Here is a 12,614-nt window from a genome sequence, read left to right on the forward strand (position 1 = left end):
ATTTTGGTTGAGGGGCGTGACGGTGGAATGGAATTTTCTACCAAATTCGTTCTGGGTCTAAGTGATCCTGAAACTGTGCTGCTGGATAATGACCATGGGATCATCGAGGATGCAAAGAAGATTAAAGAACGGATTTTATCCGGTTTGGAATGGCTGAATGCATCGAGCTGATGTGAGTTATGCAATTCAACGGCCAGTGCGTGCTGCTATCGAAACGGGAAATTCTCGGATCTAAGACTAGGTTCTCGAATGATAGCTTCCGCGATGATCTGCTTATGGTTCGGAGGAAGTACTTGAACCAGTAGCGTAGCCGAGGGGGTGGTGTGGTTTTGAGGAAGGATTGATATTTCCCATGTTCGAAGATGAGCGCCTGCAGGAAATTGCCGATCTTACAGAAGGGATGGCGCTCGATGCCGTATGGTTATGCGTGCAGCAGGATTATGGGGATTTCGACGTCGCAAGAGAAGCATTCTTGTGGCTATTGGAAAGGTTTTTAGAAAACGGAATAATTAAGATGGGAAAGAGGGAGCTGGTTTCGGAGGATGACGAAAAGAAAATAATTAGGAGATTTCTGGAGTCTTTCCCTACGAGTGAGGCAGAATTGGAAAATAATACCGGACTTGCGATATGGTTCTTCTCAGAAGATTGCCCAGGAGGAGCCATCTGGATAGATGACGTAGGTAACGAAATCTGGACGTAGACGAGGTATGTACCGTTCGTCGCACGCAATTTCGAGATGCCGGCGCGTTGGTCATTGCGTATGCCGATCGAAATCGGACTTTGGAACATAGAGCCACATTAACTTTAACTTTCTATAAAAAATCATGAAGCATCTATTTTTAATCGGCTTTTGCCTTTCCACCACCACCGCCTTCGCAGCCAGCCCAGTCCTCCTGGAAACCCCAGTTACCTACGCCCCCGGTGCCAGCGTAGTCGACCAGGTCAAGTCCGAGTGCCAGATCGAGAACATGCTGACCACCCGCGTCGGCGATGTGCTGCGCAAGCGGAACAAGACCGGCGACGGCACGGTAGCCTCCACGGGCGATGCCAACGGTGCACAGGTGCTCCGGCTGCAGATCACCCACATCCTGGGTGTTGGCGGCGGTGCCTGGACTGGCCCTAAAGCTATCACTGTGACTGCCGATCTACTTGAAGGCGGCAAGGTGATCCGCAATACCAAGATCAACCGGTGGTCGGTGGGGGGGATGTGGGGTGGCTTCAAGGGGACGTGCTCCATCCTTGACCGTACTGCCGTTGCCATCGGGAAGGATCTGGGGCGTTGGGTTGCCGATCCGTCCTATGTGATCAAGGAGGAGGCGCCGCCTAAGGAGGCTGCCGAGGCGGCGGCGGAAGCCGCGCCGGCTTCTGCGGTTGCTCCGGCTAGCGTGGAGTAGCGCTCCGCGGTTGTTGTCTTGTCGGGCTGGGGTCGCGGGCGTTGTGCGTAACGCAGAGTGCGCGCCCCCTTGGCCGGACGTCGTATCCGGGGGTGCATTTCCCGGGGTTGTCAGCAAGCCAATATAAAGAAGTCGCCATATGGGTCAATTCTCTCGTCTCGCCATGCTCGCACTGCCGGCCCTGCTGGCCGGCTGCACATCGGTTTCCACGCTCGCGCCGCCGCTCGGCCCCGACGATCCGTCTGCCGAGCTTTACGGAACCGGCGGCTTCAGCATGACCATTCCGCAAGTGAACCAGAAGGGCTGTTACCAGGGCGATGCCATCCTGAACACGCAGTCCGCTGCACCAAGCATCCGCGTGCGTGCCGCGCGTCCGCTGGTGATTGCGATTGACGGTGCATCAGGCATTCATCGCTGCCGCGATATGGTCCGGTTCAAGCCGGAGGCGGGTCACAAGTACGTCGCGCATGGCAGGCCGGGGCCGGATGAGGAGTCGGCGAAGGTTTCCATCTGGAAGCAGGCGGTGAGCGCGAACAAGCCTTACTGCCATATCGCGGTGTTCGATGAGACGGACGAGACGGATGTCAAGCCGGTGCAGATCAAGCGGGTCGAGCCGCGCCAGTGGGGTTTTACCTGCATCGGTTTCGATTAATGGCGTGAGCGGTTAGCCGCGCGCGGGTGCCAAACATGTCGTGACGCCTGGTCACGCAAATACAAGCTTTCATGCAGATCAGAAGACGAATGATTGCCGCCATGCTTTCGGTGGCGGGTGGTGCGGGTTACACCAGCACGTCATTGCGTGCCCAGGTGCCTCCCGCCAATCCGGGTCAGGCCGCCATCCTCTCCGGCGCCGAACAGGAGCAGCGCGTGCGCCAGCAGCAGGAAGCCCGCGAACGCGCCCAGGCGGTCCAGGCGCCGGGCGTGCGGGCAGCGCAGCCGTCGGCGGAGGGGTTTCCCGCGTTGCCGGTTGAGCAGCCGTGCTTTCGCATCGAGCGCTTTGCGCTTGAAGTCCCGGCGGAGCTGCCGCCCGCGCTGCATGCGCGCGGCGCGTCTGCCTTGCCGCAGGATCCGTTCGCCTTTGCCCGTGCGTGGCTGGATCACTACCAGGGGGCTTGCATCGGCAAGCAGGGCGTGGACATGCTGGCCAAGGGCGTGTCGCACGTCATCCTTGGCCAGGGCTATGTGACCACGCGCGTGTTGCTGCCCGAGCAGGACCTGAGCACCGGCACGCTGCGCATGGCGTTGATCCCCGGCGTGATCGGGCAATTGCGCTTCGCCGAGCCGGATCTCCGGGGCACGTGGAAGAGCGCGTTTCCCGCGCGCCCCGGCGATCTGCTGAACCTGCGGGACCTGGAGCAAGGCCTGGAGCAGATGAAGCGCGTGACCAGCCAGGATGTGGACATGCAGGTTGTGCCCACCAGCGTGCCGGGCCAGAGCGACGTGGTGATCGCGGTCAAGCGGACCAAGCCGTGGACGGTGGTGGCGTCGATGGACAACTCGGGCACGCGCTCCACTGGCAAGCTGCAGGGCAACCTGAGCGTGGGCATTGACAACCCGCTGGGCCTGAACGACCTGTTCAACGTGGGCTACAGCCAGGACTTGGCCTTTGGCGACCGGCGCCACGGCACGCATGGCTGGAACGGCTTCTACTCGGTGCCGTGGGGTTACTGGACGGGCACGGTGTCGGCGTATTCCAGCACCTATTACCAGCAGATTGCCGGCGTCAACCAGACCTTTGTCTCCAGCGGCAATTCACAGACGGTGGATTTCAAGCTGCAGCGGGTGCTCAGCCGCAGCCAGAACGATGTGCTTGGCCTGCAGTTCCGGCTGTCCAAGCGCTTTGGCAAGAGCTTTATCGAGGATACGGAGATCGAGCAGCAGCGGCGCAACAACACGGTGGTGGAGGTGGGTATCACCGATCGCCACTACTTCGGCGCCGCCCAGTTCGACGGCAGCCTGGCCTACCGCCAGGGCGTGGCCGGCCTTGGCGCGCAGCCCGATACGCTGGCCCAGCTGGGCGGCCCCACCTGGCGTTACCGCATGGCCGTGCTGGATGCGAACCTGTCGGTGCCGTTCAAGCTGGCGGAGCAATCGCTGCGCTATGTCACCACGATCCGCGGGCAGTTCACCAATGACCGGCTGTTCTATATCGACGCGCTGACCATCGGCAGCCGGTACACGGTGCGCGGCTTCGATGGCGAAAGCCTGCTGGCGGGGGAGCGCGGTTTCTACTGGCGCAATGAGCTACAGGCGCCGCTGGGCGGGAGCGGGCAGGCGCTGTACGCGGGGCTGGATTATGGTCGCGTGTTTGGGCCGTCAACCGAGGGGCTGGTGGGTACCCAGCTGGCGGGCGCGGTGATCGGGCTGAGAGGCGGGCTGGGGTCGAAGCTAGGGGCGGTGTCGTATGACTTGTTTTTGGGCATGCCGGTTTATAAACCGGCGGCGTTTCATACGGCGGGTGTGACGGCGGGGTTGCAGCTCGTTTATCAGTACTAAAAATGACGCGCGCGACTTCTTCCCCCCTCCGACAATCACTGCCGGTTCGATGCCACCTCGCCCTTGTTGAGGGCGGCGTGAGAGCGGCGGCGCGGTTCCAGCCCCAGCGCCTGCAACTGACGTTGTCTTGAACACCGTCCTTATCCCATAACAACTGACAAGAAGAATCAAGAGTGGAAACGATCTATCCAGTGGGTCCAACAGCAGTGCCAGCCGGCTTCACGCGTCCCGGCGCATCCTACAGACGTAGAGCTTGGTTTGCGGTCGCCGGGCTGCTGACGTTCCTTGCGCTGTATCTTGCGCTGACAGCCTGTTTTGCGATGACGGGAGTCACCCGCCTGCTCGCGATTGGCACACGCTCAAGCCCGCTTGAATTAATTGTCGGGGCATGCAGTCTGTTTCTAGCGGTTTTTCTGGTCAAGGCGCTCTTCTTCATCAAGAAGGGAGAGTACGCAGGCGGTATTGAACTCAAGCGGGCGGAGCAGCCCCGCCTGTTTGCCTTTCTGGACCGGGTTGCGGACGAGGCTGGGGCGCCGCGTCCGCACAAGATCTACGTGAGTGGGCGGGTCAATGCCTCGGTGTTCTACGACCTTTCGCCGCTCAACCTGATCTTCCCCTCGCGCAAGAACCTTGAGATCGGCCTGGGCTTGGTCAATATGCTCAACCTAAGCGAGTTCAAGGCCGTTTGCGCTCACGAATTTGGACATTTCGCGCAGCGATCCATGGCCCTCGGACGATGGGTATATACCGCCCAGCAGATTGCGGCGCATATCGTCAGCAAGCGTGATGCCCTGGATCGCTTCCTGGGTCACCTTTCACGTATCGACTACCGGGTGGCCTGGATCGGCTGGGCGCTCAGCCTCATTATCTGGGCACTTCGCGCGGTGGTAGATAGCGCGTTTCGGCTGGTGATCATCGTGCAGCGAGCCCTGTCACGCGAAATGGAAATGCAGGCCGACCGGGTCGCCGTGTCGCTGACCGGCAGCGACGCGCTGGTGCATGCGCTGCATCGGCTGCAGATTGCCGACGATGCGTGGGACCGGACCCTGCTTTTTCTGCGTGGCGAGACTGGGGGGCAGCGCCCCCCGCGTGATGCATTTGTTGTGCAAGATGCCATTGCCGCCCGGCTTGGTCGGATCTACAACGACCAAGCCTATGGCCGGCGGCCACAGGTACCTGCAGCGGAGGCGGCGGCATTTCGAGTCTTCAAGGGCGAAATGGCGCAACCGCCCCAGATGTGGGCGACCCATCCCATGAACCATGAGCGCGAAGAGAACGCCAAACGTACGTATTTGTGCGCGCCCGAGGATGAACGCAGCGCGTGGCTCGTTTTCGACGATGCGCCGGCACTGCGCGAGAGCATTACCCGGCAACTGGTTGGCGATACGGATTGCCCCCCTGCCGAGTCGGATGTCACCCTGCAGCGGCTCGACGAGCAGTTTGCGCGTGAACGGCTGAAGCCGTGCTACCGCGGCATCTACCTCGCCTTCTCAGCGACGCGCCATGTGACGCGCGCCGATGATCTGTATGAGTTGACGTCGTTCTCGGAGCCATTGACGCTGGAAGCACTCTATCCGGCATCCATCGGCAACAATCTCGAACAGTGGCGCTCTCTGGAGCGAGAACTCGCCTTGCTGCGCTCGCTGCGCGATGGCGTCTACGTCGCGGCGGATGGCGTCATCCGTCATCGTGGTGGCGTTCTGAAACGCAATGACTTGCCTGCTGCAATTACGGCGGTCGACGAAGAATGCAGGACTGTCCGCACCCGCCTGGAATCGACGCTGAAGCGGGTGCGCAGCTTCCATCTGGCCGTAGCGAAACAACGCTCACCGGAATGGCATGCGTATCTGAGAGGCCTGGTGCATGTCCTCCATTATGCAAACCATGCCGAAGCGAATCTGCGGGATGCACGGGCCGCGCTGGCGCTGGCATGGCAGCGCGCAACGGCGGCGGGCTCGATCAATGAGCGCGGCGTCAAGATCGTTCTTGCCGCCGCCGAAGACGTACAGCGCGCGCTGCATCAGATCTTTCGTGAAGCACCGGACTTGCGGCCCGGGGAACAGGTGCTCGCGGACCTGAACGGTGAGAGCTGGGCGGCGATGTTGGGTGAGTTGGGGCTCGGCGTACCGGTCCGGGAGAACATCAATGACTGGCTGCGCGTCGTGGACGGTTGGGTCAACCATGCAGCCGCATGTCTGTCGGCGCTGGGTGGCGCCGCACTGGACGAGCTTCTACGCACGGAAACCATGATTGCCGCGGCTGTGGCGGGGGATCCATTGGCCGCGCCACCCGTTTCGGTTCCGTCACCTCCGCCAGCCTACGACACATTGGCATTGGGGAATGAGCGCGCTTTGCGGGCGAACAAGCCCGACCTCTGGGAGCGCTTCCAGTCCGCAACAGGATTCCTTCCGGGATTGGCCCGTTCCTGTGTCGCCGTTGGCATCATCGGGACCGTGCTTGCCATCGGTTGGTCCATGGGGAAAGTAAGTGTTGTTGTCTACAACGGCCTGGCACAATCGGTCGTCACCACCGTGAATGGTCAGCGCGTCGAGCTGACGCCGGGTTCCCATGCCGAAGTTGAGGTTCACGGCGGCATCGACGTGCAGGTGGTGACACGGACGCTTGACGGCCAGCCGATCGAGTCGTTCAGCGCCGCAGTTCGCCGGAAGGCTACCCACATGGTCTATACGGTCGCGAGCGCCGCGCCTCTGCGGGAATGGACGGCGACCTACGGCAGCGCCAACGCGGACGCTGCGCGCTTGCTGAGCCCGCAGCGCTGGCAGGCTGCGTCGGCTGACGTCGTCTTTGCCCGGCCGCCGGAGAGGATCAACGCCAGGGGCGGCGGGGTCCGCACGGTCGTGGATGCGGCCGACGATACGCCGCCCGATGTTCTCGTCAGTCAACTAGAGGATAAAGCCGGCGCGACAGCGATGATCCTGGCGCATGTCCGCTTCGATGCGCCGGATTCTCCCTACCTGGCGAACTGGCTGGCGCTGGCGAGTGAGGAGCCGGGCTTCGAGCAGGCGTTCTCCGAGCGGCGCGTGCGTTTCCCGGTCGACATCATTGCGATGCGCACCGAGCAGGATCTGGCTAAGGGCGCGCCGCGCGCCGCGCTCTGCGCACGCCATCGCGCGCTGGCTGAGGCCACGCCAATACAGCCGGCGCTTGCGTACCTGGCGACCCGATGCATGCCCGATGGGCCGGAGAAGGAGGCCGCCTTCGAGGCCGGGGCTCGCCGCTGGCCTGATTCCGCGTGGTATGCCAACGCCGTGGGATGGCAGGCAAGCGAACATGGGCGCTACCGCGAAGCGCTTGAGCGCTTTGACCTCGCTATGTCAAAAAATCCGGCGCTGCGCCAGATGATGGCGGGCGAGGCGCTGCGGTTGACTCGCCTTCTCGACCCGGCGGCCGCCAGGTCCAGGCAGGAAGCGGCGTCGGGAACCACGCCGACGCTACGGAGCCTGCTGGCGTTTGAGCCCGGCCCCCTGACTGTGGAAGGCCCGATGCGACCGATCGCATTGCTGGCGAACGGTCGGCTCGACGAAGCCGTGGCCGCTGCGGACGGTACGCCGGTGTATGGCCATGTGCTGCGCCTGGCTGCCGCCTCGCGCGGCGCATCGCCGGAACTGCGTGCCCGCGCGCGGACATTGTCCGCCGACGATGGCATCGACGGGCAGACGGTATGGCTGGCCGTAGCCACGGGGGCCGACACAGGGATGCCTGCAGTCAGGCGGGTGCTGGATTCGATCGTCGCGCAGTACGACAAGCCGGGCATTGTCGCGCAGATGGAACGCTTCTTCGCGCTGGTCCGCCGTGGCGATCCCGCGGCTGCCGAGCGCGTGCTCGATGGCTTACCGCTGCAACTGCGCGCCCAGGCGCTAGTGGCTGGGATTCATCTGCTTGGCGATCGCGCGCCGGCCGATTGGCGTACATTTGCGCAGCGTGTGCTCTTCGCCGCTGAACGGCCATACATGGAGCAGCCGTGACAGATCAGAGCGGTGTTGTCTCTACTCGGCGAACTGCAAGGCAACGAGGATTGCCGGGCAAGAGAAATGGGACTATCTGGTTTGCATCGCCTTTGTGGGGCAGCTATGCGAGCCGGATGAACGAACTCGCGAGGATCTGGCAGCGCTCGAATTGAGCCCGGATTGACTTGGGCTTTGCGTAGAGAGTAGCTCGAGCGGATGGCCGTCGTTGGTGGCAGATTCAACCCGTCGATGCAACAGCTTGATAGAATCGTTCAGCCGGTGTATCGAAGTTTAGTGTCTTGCACGGGCGTTCATTCAGTCGCCTTGCTATCGCCTTCGCTTCGTCCGCGCAAAGGCCGAGTTGCTCCTCCTCATCAATCTGTGACGTCGAGATGGCGAGATTGGGCTTGCATCCATCTCAAAGGACTCCATGCTTGTCGGATCGGCATCTAACCCAACAATGGGCGCGGACAGGGATCAGGTCGGTACGCTAGTGTGCATTTGCATGGGTTTCTTGTGCAAGCCCAGGGAGGAAGGTGTCGATGGGACAGTGCAAGGGCCTGCCGTGCCAGGCACGAGGCGATCGCACCGGGCCGCGTCACTTTGCTGGATGCTTGGCTGAGGTATTTGCGTTCGCCTCAAGCGCACCGAGCCGAAGGCTCATCACTTGCGCATGCAGCTTGATGGCCTTGACTATCGATTGAACGTCTTCATTCTCGCTCTTGGATGCGATATCGTCGAACTCTGCCCACAGCTTCTTCTCAGCATCTGTCGTCATGGCTACTCCTGATGGCAATGGCAAACACCAGCGTTGGCAGAATCGGCGATGCAACTTCTCTGCCGGCTGATGGGCCGGGGGGCCGAGAAGGTATCTTACGAGCCGCTGTAGCGGGAGTCTGTGCGATGCCGTACGCTGGGGAGGGGGCGCCGCATAAGGCTTCATTGAAAAAACCAAGACTCTCCTGAAATCTGGAGGGAAGACGGGTCTCAGGTCACCACCGTCATCTTCTGGCTATGATCAATGTGCCCTGAGGCGAAGGATATCGGGACGGTCATGCGAGTGCGGTGTCAAATCCAAGGCGTCTGTACAACCTTTCAGCACCGGTTGGGTTATCACACTCGACTTTCAAGCACACGCGTTTCACCCCTCGTTCTCTAAACGTCACCAGCAGGTGGCGTAGCAGGGCTTCCCCAAGTCCTTGCTGACGCCGATCGATATCAACGACGAGGTCTTTGATGAAACCGCTGCTCCAGCACTGGGCGAACGCAACCATTCGCCCACAGTTATCTAGCACTGGAAAGACTAGAGCAGGATCGTATTCTGCATCGGCGAGAAGCGTGTCCAGCCACGGTCGAAATTCTGAAATTTGACCGCCACCCATGGCGTAGGAGGATTGCATCAAATCATGGGCATCTTCAGCCAATGACAGTGTGAATTCGACCAAACGCGCATTTCCTGGCCAATCAGGCTGGTACGCGCCCTCATCTTCAGTCTGTCTGCAGAGGTGGAGATATGGCTTCGCACTCATCTAGAACTTCCTTGTTGTCGGAAGGGTAATTTCACGCATTCGGTTTGCCATAGACCGTCAATTCTGAAGCGAAATCGGCTCGGTTAACGGGTAGTTCCCAAAACAGATTATCACAACACACCGGTCTTCATGATACGTTCCGTTTGGTGGCCGTTCTGGGAGCTACCCGTTAACCGAGCCTTGGTGACAGATGGAAGGCGTGGTGCCGTGGTCGCGCCTGATTGCGGCGGTCGAGCCGTACTACCCCAACGGCAAACGTGGGCGGCCGCCGATCGGACTGGAGCGAATGCTGCGCATTTACTTCCTTTAGCAGTGGTATGGTCTATCGGACGAGGCGCTGGAAGACGCTCTGTACGACAGCATGGCGATGCGCGCGTTCGCCGGGATCAACCTAGCAGTCGAAGCGGTGCCGGACGCGACTACGCTGTTGAAGCTTCGCCGCATGCTCGTCGCGCTTGAACTGACGCGAAGGCTGTTCGACGAGATCGGCATTTCCCAAGGAATCCATCGAAGGAGCCACATGATCGCAACAAAAGCGTGCCCGATTGTTTTGCGCAGTCGTCACGGTATCGTACATATCCTCGCATTCAAGCATCCTGCCGCAGGCTACCAGTTGGTAAAGGGCACCATTGAGCAGGGTGAGTCTTCGCCGGAGGCGGCAATTCGTGAGCTCTGTGAAGAGTCAGGTATTTGCGACGCTCACGTGGTCTCCGATCTTGGTCTTTGGAGCGCTTCCTATCAGGAACAGATCTGGTCTTTCCAGCTGTGCGAGTCGGGGGCGGAATTGCCTGACGAGTGGACCTTCGAGACTAGCGACGACGGCGGCCACACGTTTGCATTTTATTGGCACCCGCTGCAGCGGGACTTGCCCGAACAATGCCACCCGCTCTTTCAATCGGCTTTACGCGAGGTTCGTGCGCGAATCGGAGCGCTAACTAGGTCAGCTTGAGCGGTCCGCCGAAACAACCCCGTACTCGCGCCGAAGGAGCCTGAAAGGCGCTGAAGGAATGCACTGGCTGTGGACAGATTACGCCGAGCTTTGCGATTCGCGACTCGACCAAATTTCCATGCCAAAGTTGGCCATGTTGATTGAGGACGGTAGCCGAACTGCATGGCTCTACCCGGGAACGGCCGTTCGGCGAGGGGATGGGGGAGTGCATGCGGGCCGCTCGTGCAGTAGGCCTATGTAATAGGCCACCCACAAGAGCAGGGCCACTACGATCGCAAGGACGGCGCCGCGCCATACCGTGCGCGCACTTGGAAGATCGCTCCCGCCAGAAGCCAGAGTCACGACCAGGAAGATGAGAATGCCGACGACCTTCAAACCTTTGACAAGTACGCTGCATACTGTGTCAGCCATTCCACGCCAACTGGTGGCCCGATAGGGGCGCACTACCGGACGCCGAAATTCCGGTCGCTTGTCGAACATCACGGGTTGAGACTCTGCTTTGGTTGCCAGGCTGCATCTTACCAATTCCGGATAAGGCAGCTCCGATGGCGGCAGGCTTCATCGCTTTGCCCAGGACTGGCGTAGTTGGTAGAGATCCGGTCTTGGCCCACCCGCCTTGCGCTTCCAAGTGCTGCCAATTTCGATCAGCCGCCACATGAGCGGTCGAAGTCCGGGCCGGCAGAATGGCACCTGCGCCATTATCACTTCGCTGAACTCGGACGCGATCCCATCAAGGCATCAATAAAGGGAGCCTTCTTCGCAAGGTACTCGGCGATGCCGCCGCGGTTGCTGGCTTCGAGCTCAAATTTCAAATCCTGATACTGCTGTCGAATGGCGGGATCGTTCCTAAGAAGATCGCGAAATCGGAGCATTCTCTCAATCTGCCAGTGGCCACTGACACATACACGTACCTTGTGCGTTCGCACCCCATCTATATCGCGACGATAGAAATGGTGCCCGGCTGACAGATCGCTTCCCCGAACGTAACCCAGTGCGCTCATGAAACTGTCTCGGGCTGGCTCGTTGCGATGTTCTGAGACCTCAATCAAGAGGTCGATCTCTGGCTTGGCCGCGAGTCCTGGAACAGCGGTGCTTCCGACGTGATAAATACCGACAAGTTCCGTGCCAAGGCCCTTCGCGATGCGTGCTTTCTCAGCGGCGAAAAGAGCCGGCCATCTGCTGTCATAGTGGGAGATTTTGCTGGTGAGCTTCATTGTGTTTCCTCTTGTTTCCCCTTGTTTCCTTTGTGCGCCATCGGCCAAGAGCTGCTAGTCCCAACGCAACCGCTCATATCGCATCCTTTCGCCCCGCCCCAAACGCCTCCTCACAACAAACCAGCCAGGCGCGTGCCGCTCGCGACAAATACCCCTCCCGCCAGACCAGCCCCAGTTCCCACACCAGCTCAGGTGCAACCAGGGGCCGGATCGCTACCCGCTCGGGGTCTAGCTGCCCGGCAATTGGCGCAGGCAGGATGGCGACGCCCACATCGGCCGCGACCAGTTCGCCGATAAAGTCCCAATGCCGGCTCTGCCCGGCAATCTGCGGTGTAAAGCCGGCGGCTTCGCAGGCGTCCAGGATGACGCGATACAGCACGAAGTCGTCCTCGTACATGACGAAGGGCAGGGTGGCGAGGTCGGTTAGCCGGACCGCGCCGGCACGGCGTGGTGCGCGCTCGGCGGGAAATACGGCGACCAGTGCCTGGCGGGTCACGGTGAGGCTGGCCAGGCCGGCTACGGCGGCGGGCAGCACCGTGACGCCGAGGTCGAGCTGGCCCGTGGCTACGCCTTCTTCCAGTGCGCGGCCGCCTTGCTCGCTTAGCCGCAGCTTTACGCCGGGGTACTGGCGGCGATAGGCGCCGATCACCGGGGCGAGGTAGCGGCCGGCCATGGGCGGGATGCCTACCTTGAGCTCGCCGCGCGCCATGCCGTCTACCTCGGCGACTTCCTGGCGCAGGCGTGCCACTTCGGCCAGCACGGCCTGGCTGCGGGCGAAAACGACCTCGCCGGCGTCGGTGAGCTGCACCGTGCGGCCTTCGCGCAGCAGCAGCGGGCCGCCGAGTTCGTCTTCCAGGCTCTTGACCATCTTGCTGATGGTCGGCTGGGTCACATGCAGGGTTTCGGCGGCGCGGGTGAAGCCGTTCTGGCGGACGACTTCCACGAAATAGCGCAGGGCGCGGATATCCATGGGGCTCCTCGGATGTGGCGTGCGCGGGTGATCACGGCTTGCCATTCCAATATGGCATCGAATCAATAATTTATATTCATTTTATATATCGAAG

11 protein-coding genes and 1 pseudogene are annotated in these 12,614 nt (G+C 61.0%); 8 read left to right on the top strand and 4 right to left on the bottom strand.

Going from position 1 to position 12,614, the window contains the following annotated elements; all coding sequences use genetic code 11:
* Positions 1-27 precede the first annotated feature (27 nt).
* The 6 genes from AC1RQK_RS00220 to AC1RQK_RS00245 all read left to right on the top strand — a co-directional run bounded on the left by AC1RQK_RS00220 (position 28) and on the right by AC1RQK_RS00245 (position 7,876).
* Positions 28-171, top strand: a complete 144-nt coding sequence (locus tag AC1RQK_RS00220) for a hypothetical protein (protein WP_492807043.1) — start codon at positions 28-30, stop codon at positions 169-171.
* Between the two features lie 181 nt (positions 172-352).
* Entirely contained in the window at positions 353-700 is a 348-nt protein-coding gene (locus AC1RQK_RS00225) for a DUF596 domain-containing protein (protein ID WP_492807045.1), read from the top strand.
* A gap of 124 nt (positions 701-824) precedes the next feature.
* Positions 825-1,394, top strand: coding sequence for a hypothetical protein (locus AC1RQK_RS00230; protein WP_492807047.1), 570 nt, complete (start codon positions 825-827; stop codon positions 1,392-1,394).
* Between the two features lie 139 nt (positions 1,395-1,533).
* Positions 1,534-2,046 (top strand): hypothetical protein, encoded by a 513-nt coding sequence (locus AC1RQK_RS00235; RefSeq protein WP_492807049.1) that lies wholly within the window; start codon positions 1,534-1,536, stop codon positions 2,044-2,046.
* 71 nt (positions 2,047-2,117) lie between these two features.
* On the top strand, positions 2,118-3,890 hold the full coding sequence (locus AC1RQK_RS00240) for a ShlB/FhaC/HecB family hemolysin secretion/activation protein (RefSeq protein WP_492807051.1): 1,773 nt from the start codon (positions 2,118-2,120) through the stop codon (positions 3,888-3,890).
* 173 nt (positions 3,891-4,063) lie between these two features.
* Positions 4,064-7,876: a M48 family metalloprotease gene (locus tag AC1RQK_RS00245; protein WP_492807053.1), complete on the top strand. Its 3,813-nt coding sequence runs from the start codon at positions 4,064-4,066 to the stop codon at positions 7,874-7,876.
* 580 nt (positions 7,877-8,456) lie between these two features.
* On the opposite strand, the gene AC1RQK_RS00250 is transcribed toward AC1RQK_RS00245, so the two are convergent.
* Positions 8,457-8,636, bottom strand: a complete 180-nt coding sequence (locus AC1RQK_RS00250) for a hypothetical protein (RefSeq protein ID WP_416052260.1) — start codon at positions 8,634-8,636, stop codon at positions 8,457-8,459.
* Between the two features lie 274 nt (positions 8,637-8,910).
* Positions 8,911-9,387 (bottom strand): GNAT family N-acetyltransferase, encoded by a 477-nt coding sequence (locus AC1RQK_RS00255; RefSeq protein ID WP_492807055.1) that lies wholly within the window; start codon positions 9,385-9,387, stop codon positions 8,911-8,913.
* 187 nt (positions 9,388-9,574) lie between these two features.
* Here AC1RQK_RS00255 and AC1RQK_RS00260 point away from each other — a divergent pair.
* Positions 9,575-9,880, top strand: a pseudogene (locus AC1RQK_RS00260) (transposase); the annotation flags it as partial.
* Between the two features lie 27 nt (positions 9,881-9,907).
* The gene (locus tag AC1RQK_RS00265) at positions 9,908-10,336 is read left to right on the top strand and encodes an NUDIX hydrolase (RefSeq protein ID WP_492807469.1); all 429 of its coding nucleotides are present in this window, start codon (positions 9,908-9,910) and stop codon (positions 10,334-10,336) included.
* Positions 10,337-11,037: 701 nt separating this feature from the next.
* Here AC1RQK_RS00265 and AC1RQK_RS00270 read toward each other — a convergent pair.
* A complete protein-coding gene (locus tag AC1RQK_RS00270; protein ID WP_492807057.1) occupies positions 11,038-11,550 on the bottom strand; it encodes a GrpB family protein in 513 nt (170 codons plus the stop codon).
* 73 nt (positions 11,551-11,623) lie between these two features.
* On the bottom strand, positions 11,624-12,520 hold the full coding sequence (locus tag AC1RQK_RS00275) for a LysR family transcriptional regulator (RefSeq protein ID WP_492372117.1): 897 nt from the start codon (positions 12,518-12,520) through the stop codon (positions 11,624-11,626).
* Between the last annotated feature and the right edge of the window lie 94 nt (positions 12,521-12,614).

The organism is Cupriavidus sp. GW822-FHT02D05 (assembly GCF_058802485.1).

Bases quoted from the DNA above. Each gene is read 5' to 3' on its own strand.
- AC1RQK_RS00235 (WP_492807049.1), top strand. From the start codon at position 1,534: ATGGGTCAATTCTCTCGTCTCGCCATGCTCGCACTGCCGGCCCTGCTG.
- AC1RQK_RS00270 (WP_492807057.1), bottom strand. From the start codon at position 11,550: ATGAAGCTCACCAGCAAAATCTCCCACTATGACAGCAGATGGCCGGCT.
- AC1RQK_RS00220 (WP_492807043.1), top strand. From the start codon at position 28: ATGGAATTTTCTACCAAATTCGTTCTGGGTCTAAGTGATCCTGAAACT.
- AC1RQK_RS00275 (WP_492372117.1), bottom strand. From the start codon at position 12,520: ATGGATATCCGCGCCCTGCGCTATTTCGTGGAAGTCGTCCGCCAGAAC.
- AC1RQK_RS00255 (WP_492807055.1), bottom strand. From the start codon at position 9,387: ATGAGTGCGAAGCCATATCTCCACCTCTGCAGACAGACTGAAGATGAG.
- AC1RQK_RS00240 (WP_492807051.1), top strand. From the start codon at position 2,118: ATGCAGATCAGAAGACGAATGATTGCCGCCATGCTTTCGGTGGCGGGT.
- AC1RQK_RS00230 (WP_492807047.1), top strand. From the start codon at position 825: ATGAAGCATCTATTTTTAATCGGCTTTTGCCTTTCCACCACCACCGCC.
- AC1RQK_RS00225 (WP_492807045.1), top strand. From the start codon at position 353: ATGTTCGAAGATGAGCGCCTGCAGGAAATTGCCGATCTTACAGAAGGG.
- AC1RQK_RS00250 (WP_416052260.1), bottom strand. From the start codon at position 8,636: ATGACGACAGATGCTGAGAAGAAGCTGTGGGCAGAGTTCGACGATATC.
- AC1RQK_RS00265 (WP_492807469.1), top strand. From the start codon at position 9,908: ATGATCGCAACAAAAGCGTGCCCGATTGTTTTGCGCAGTCGTCACGGT.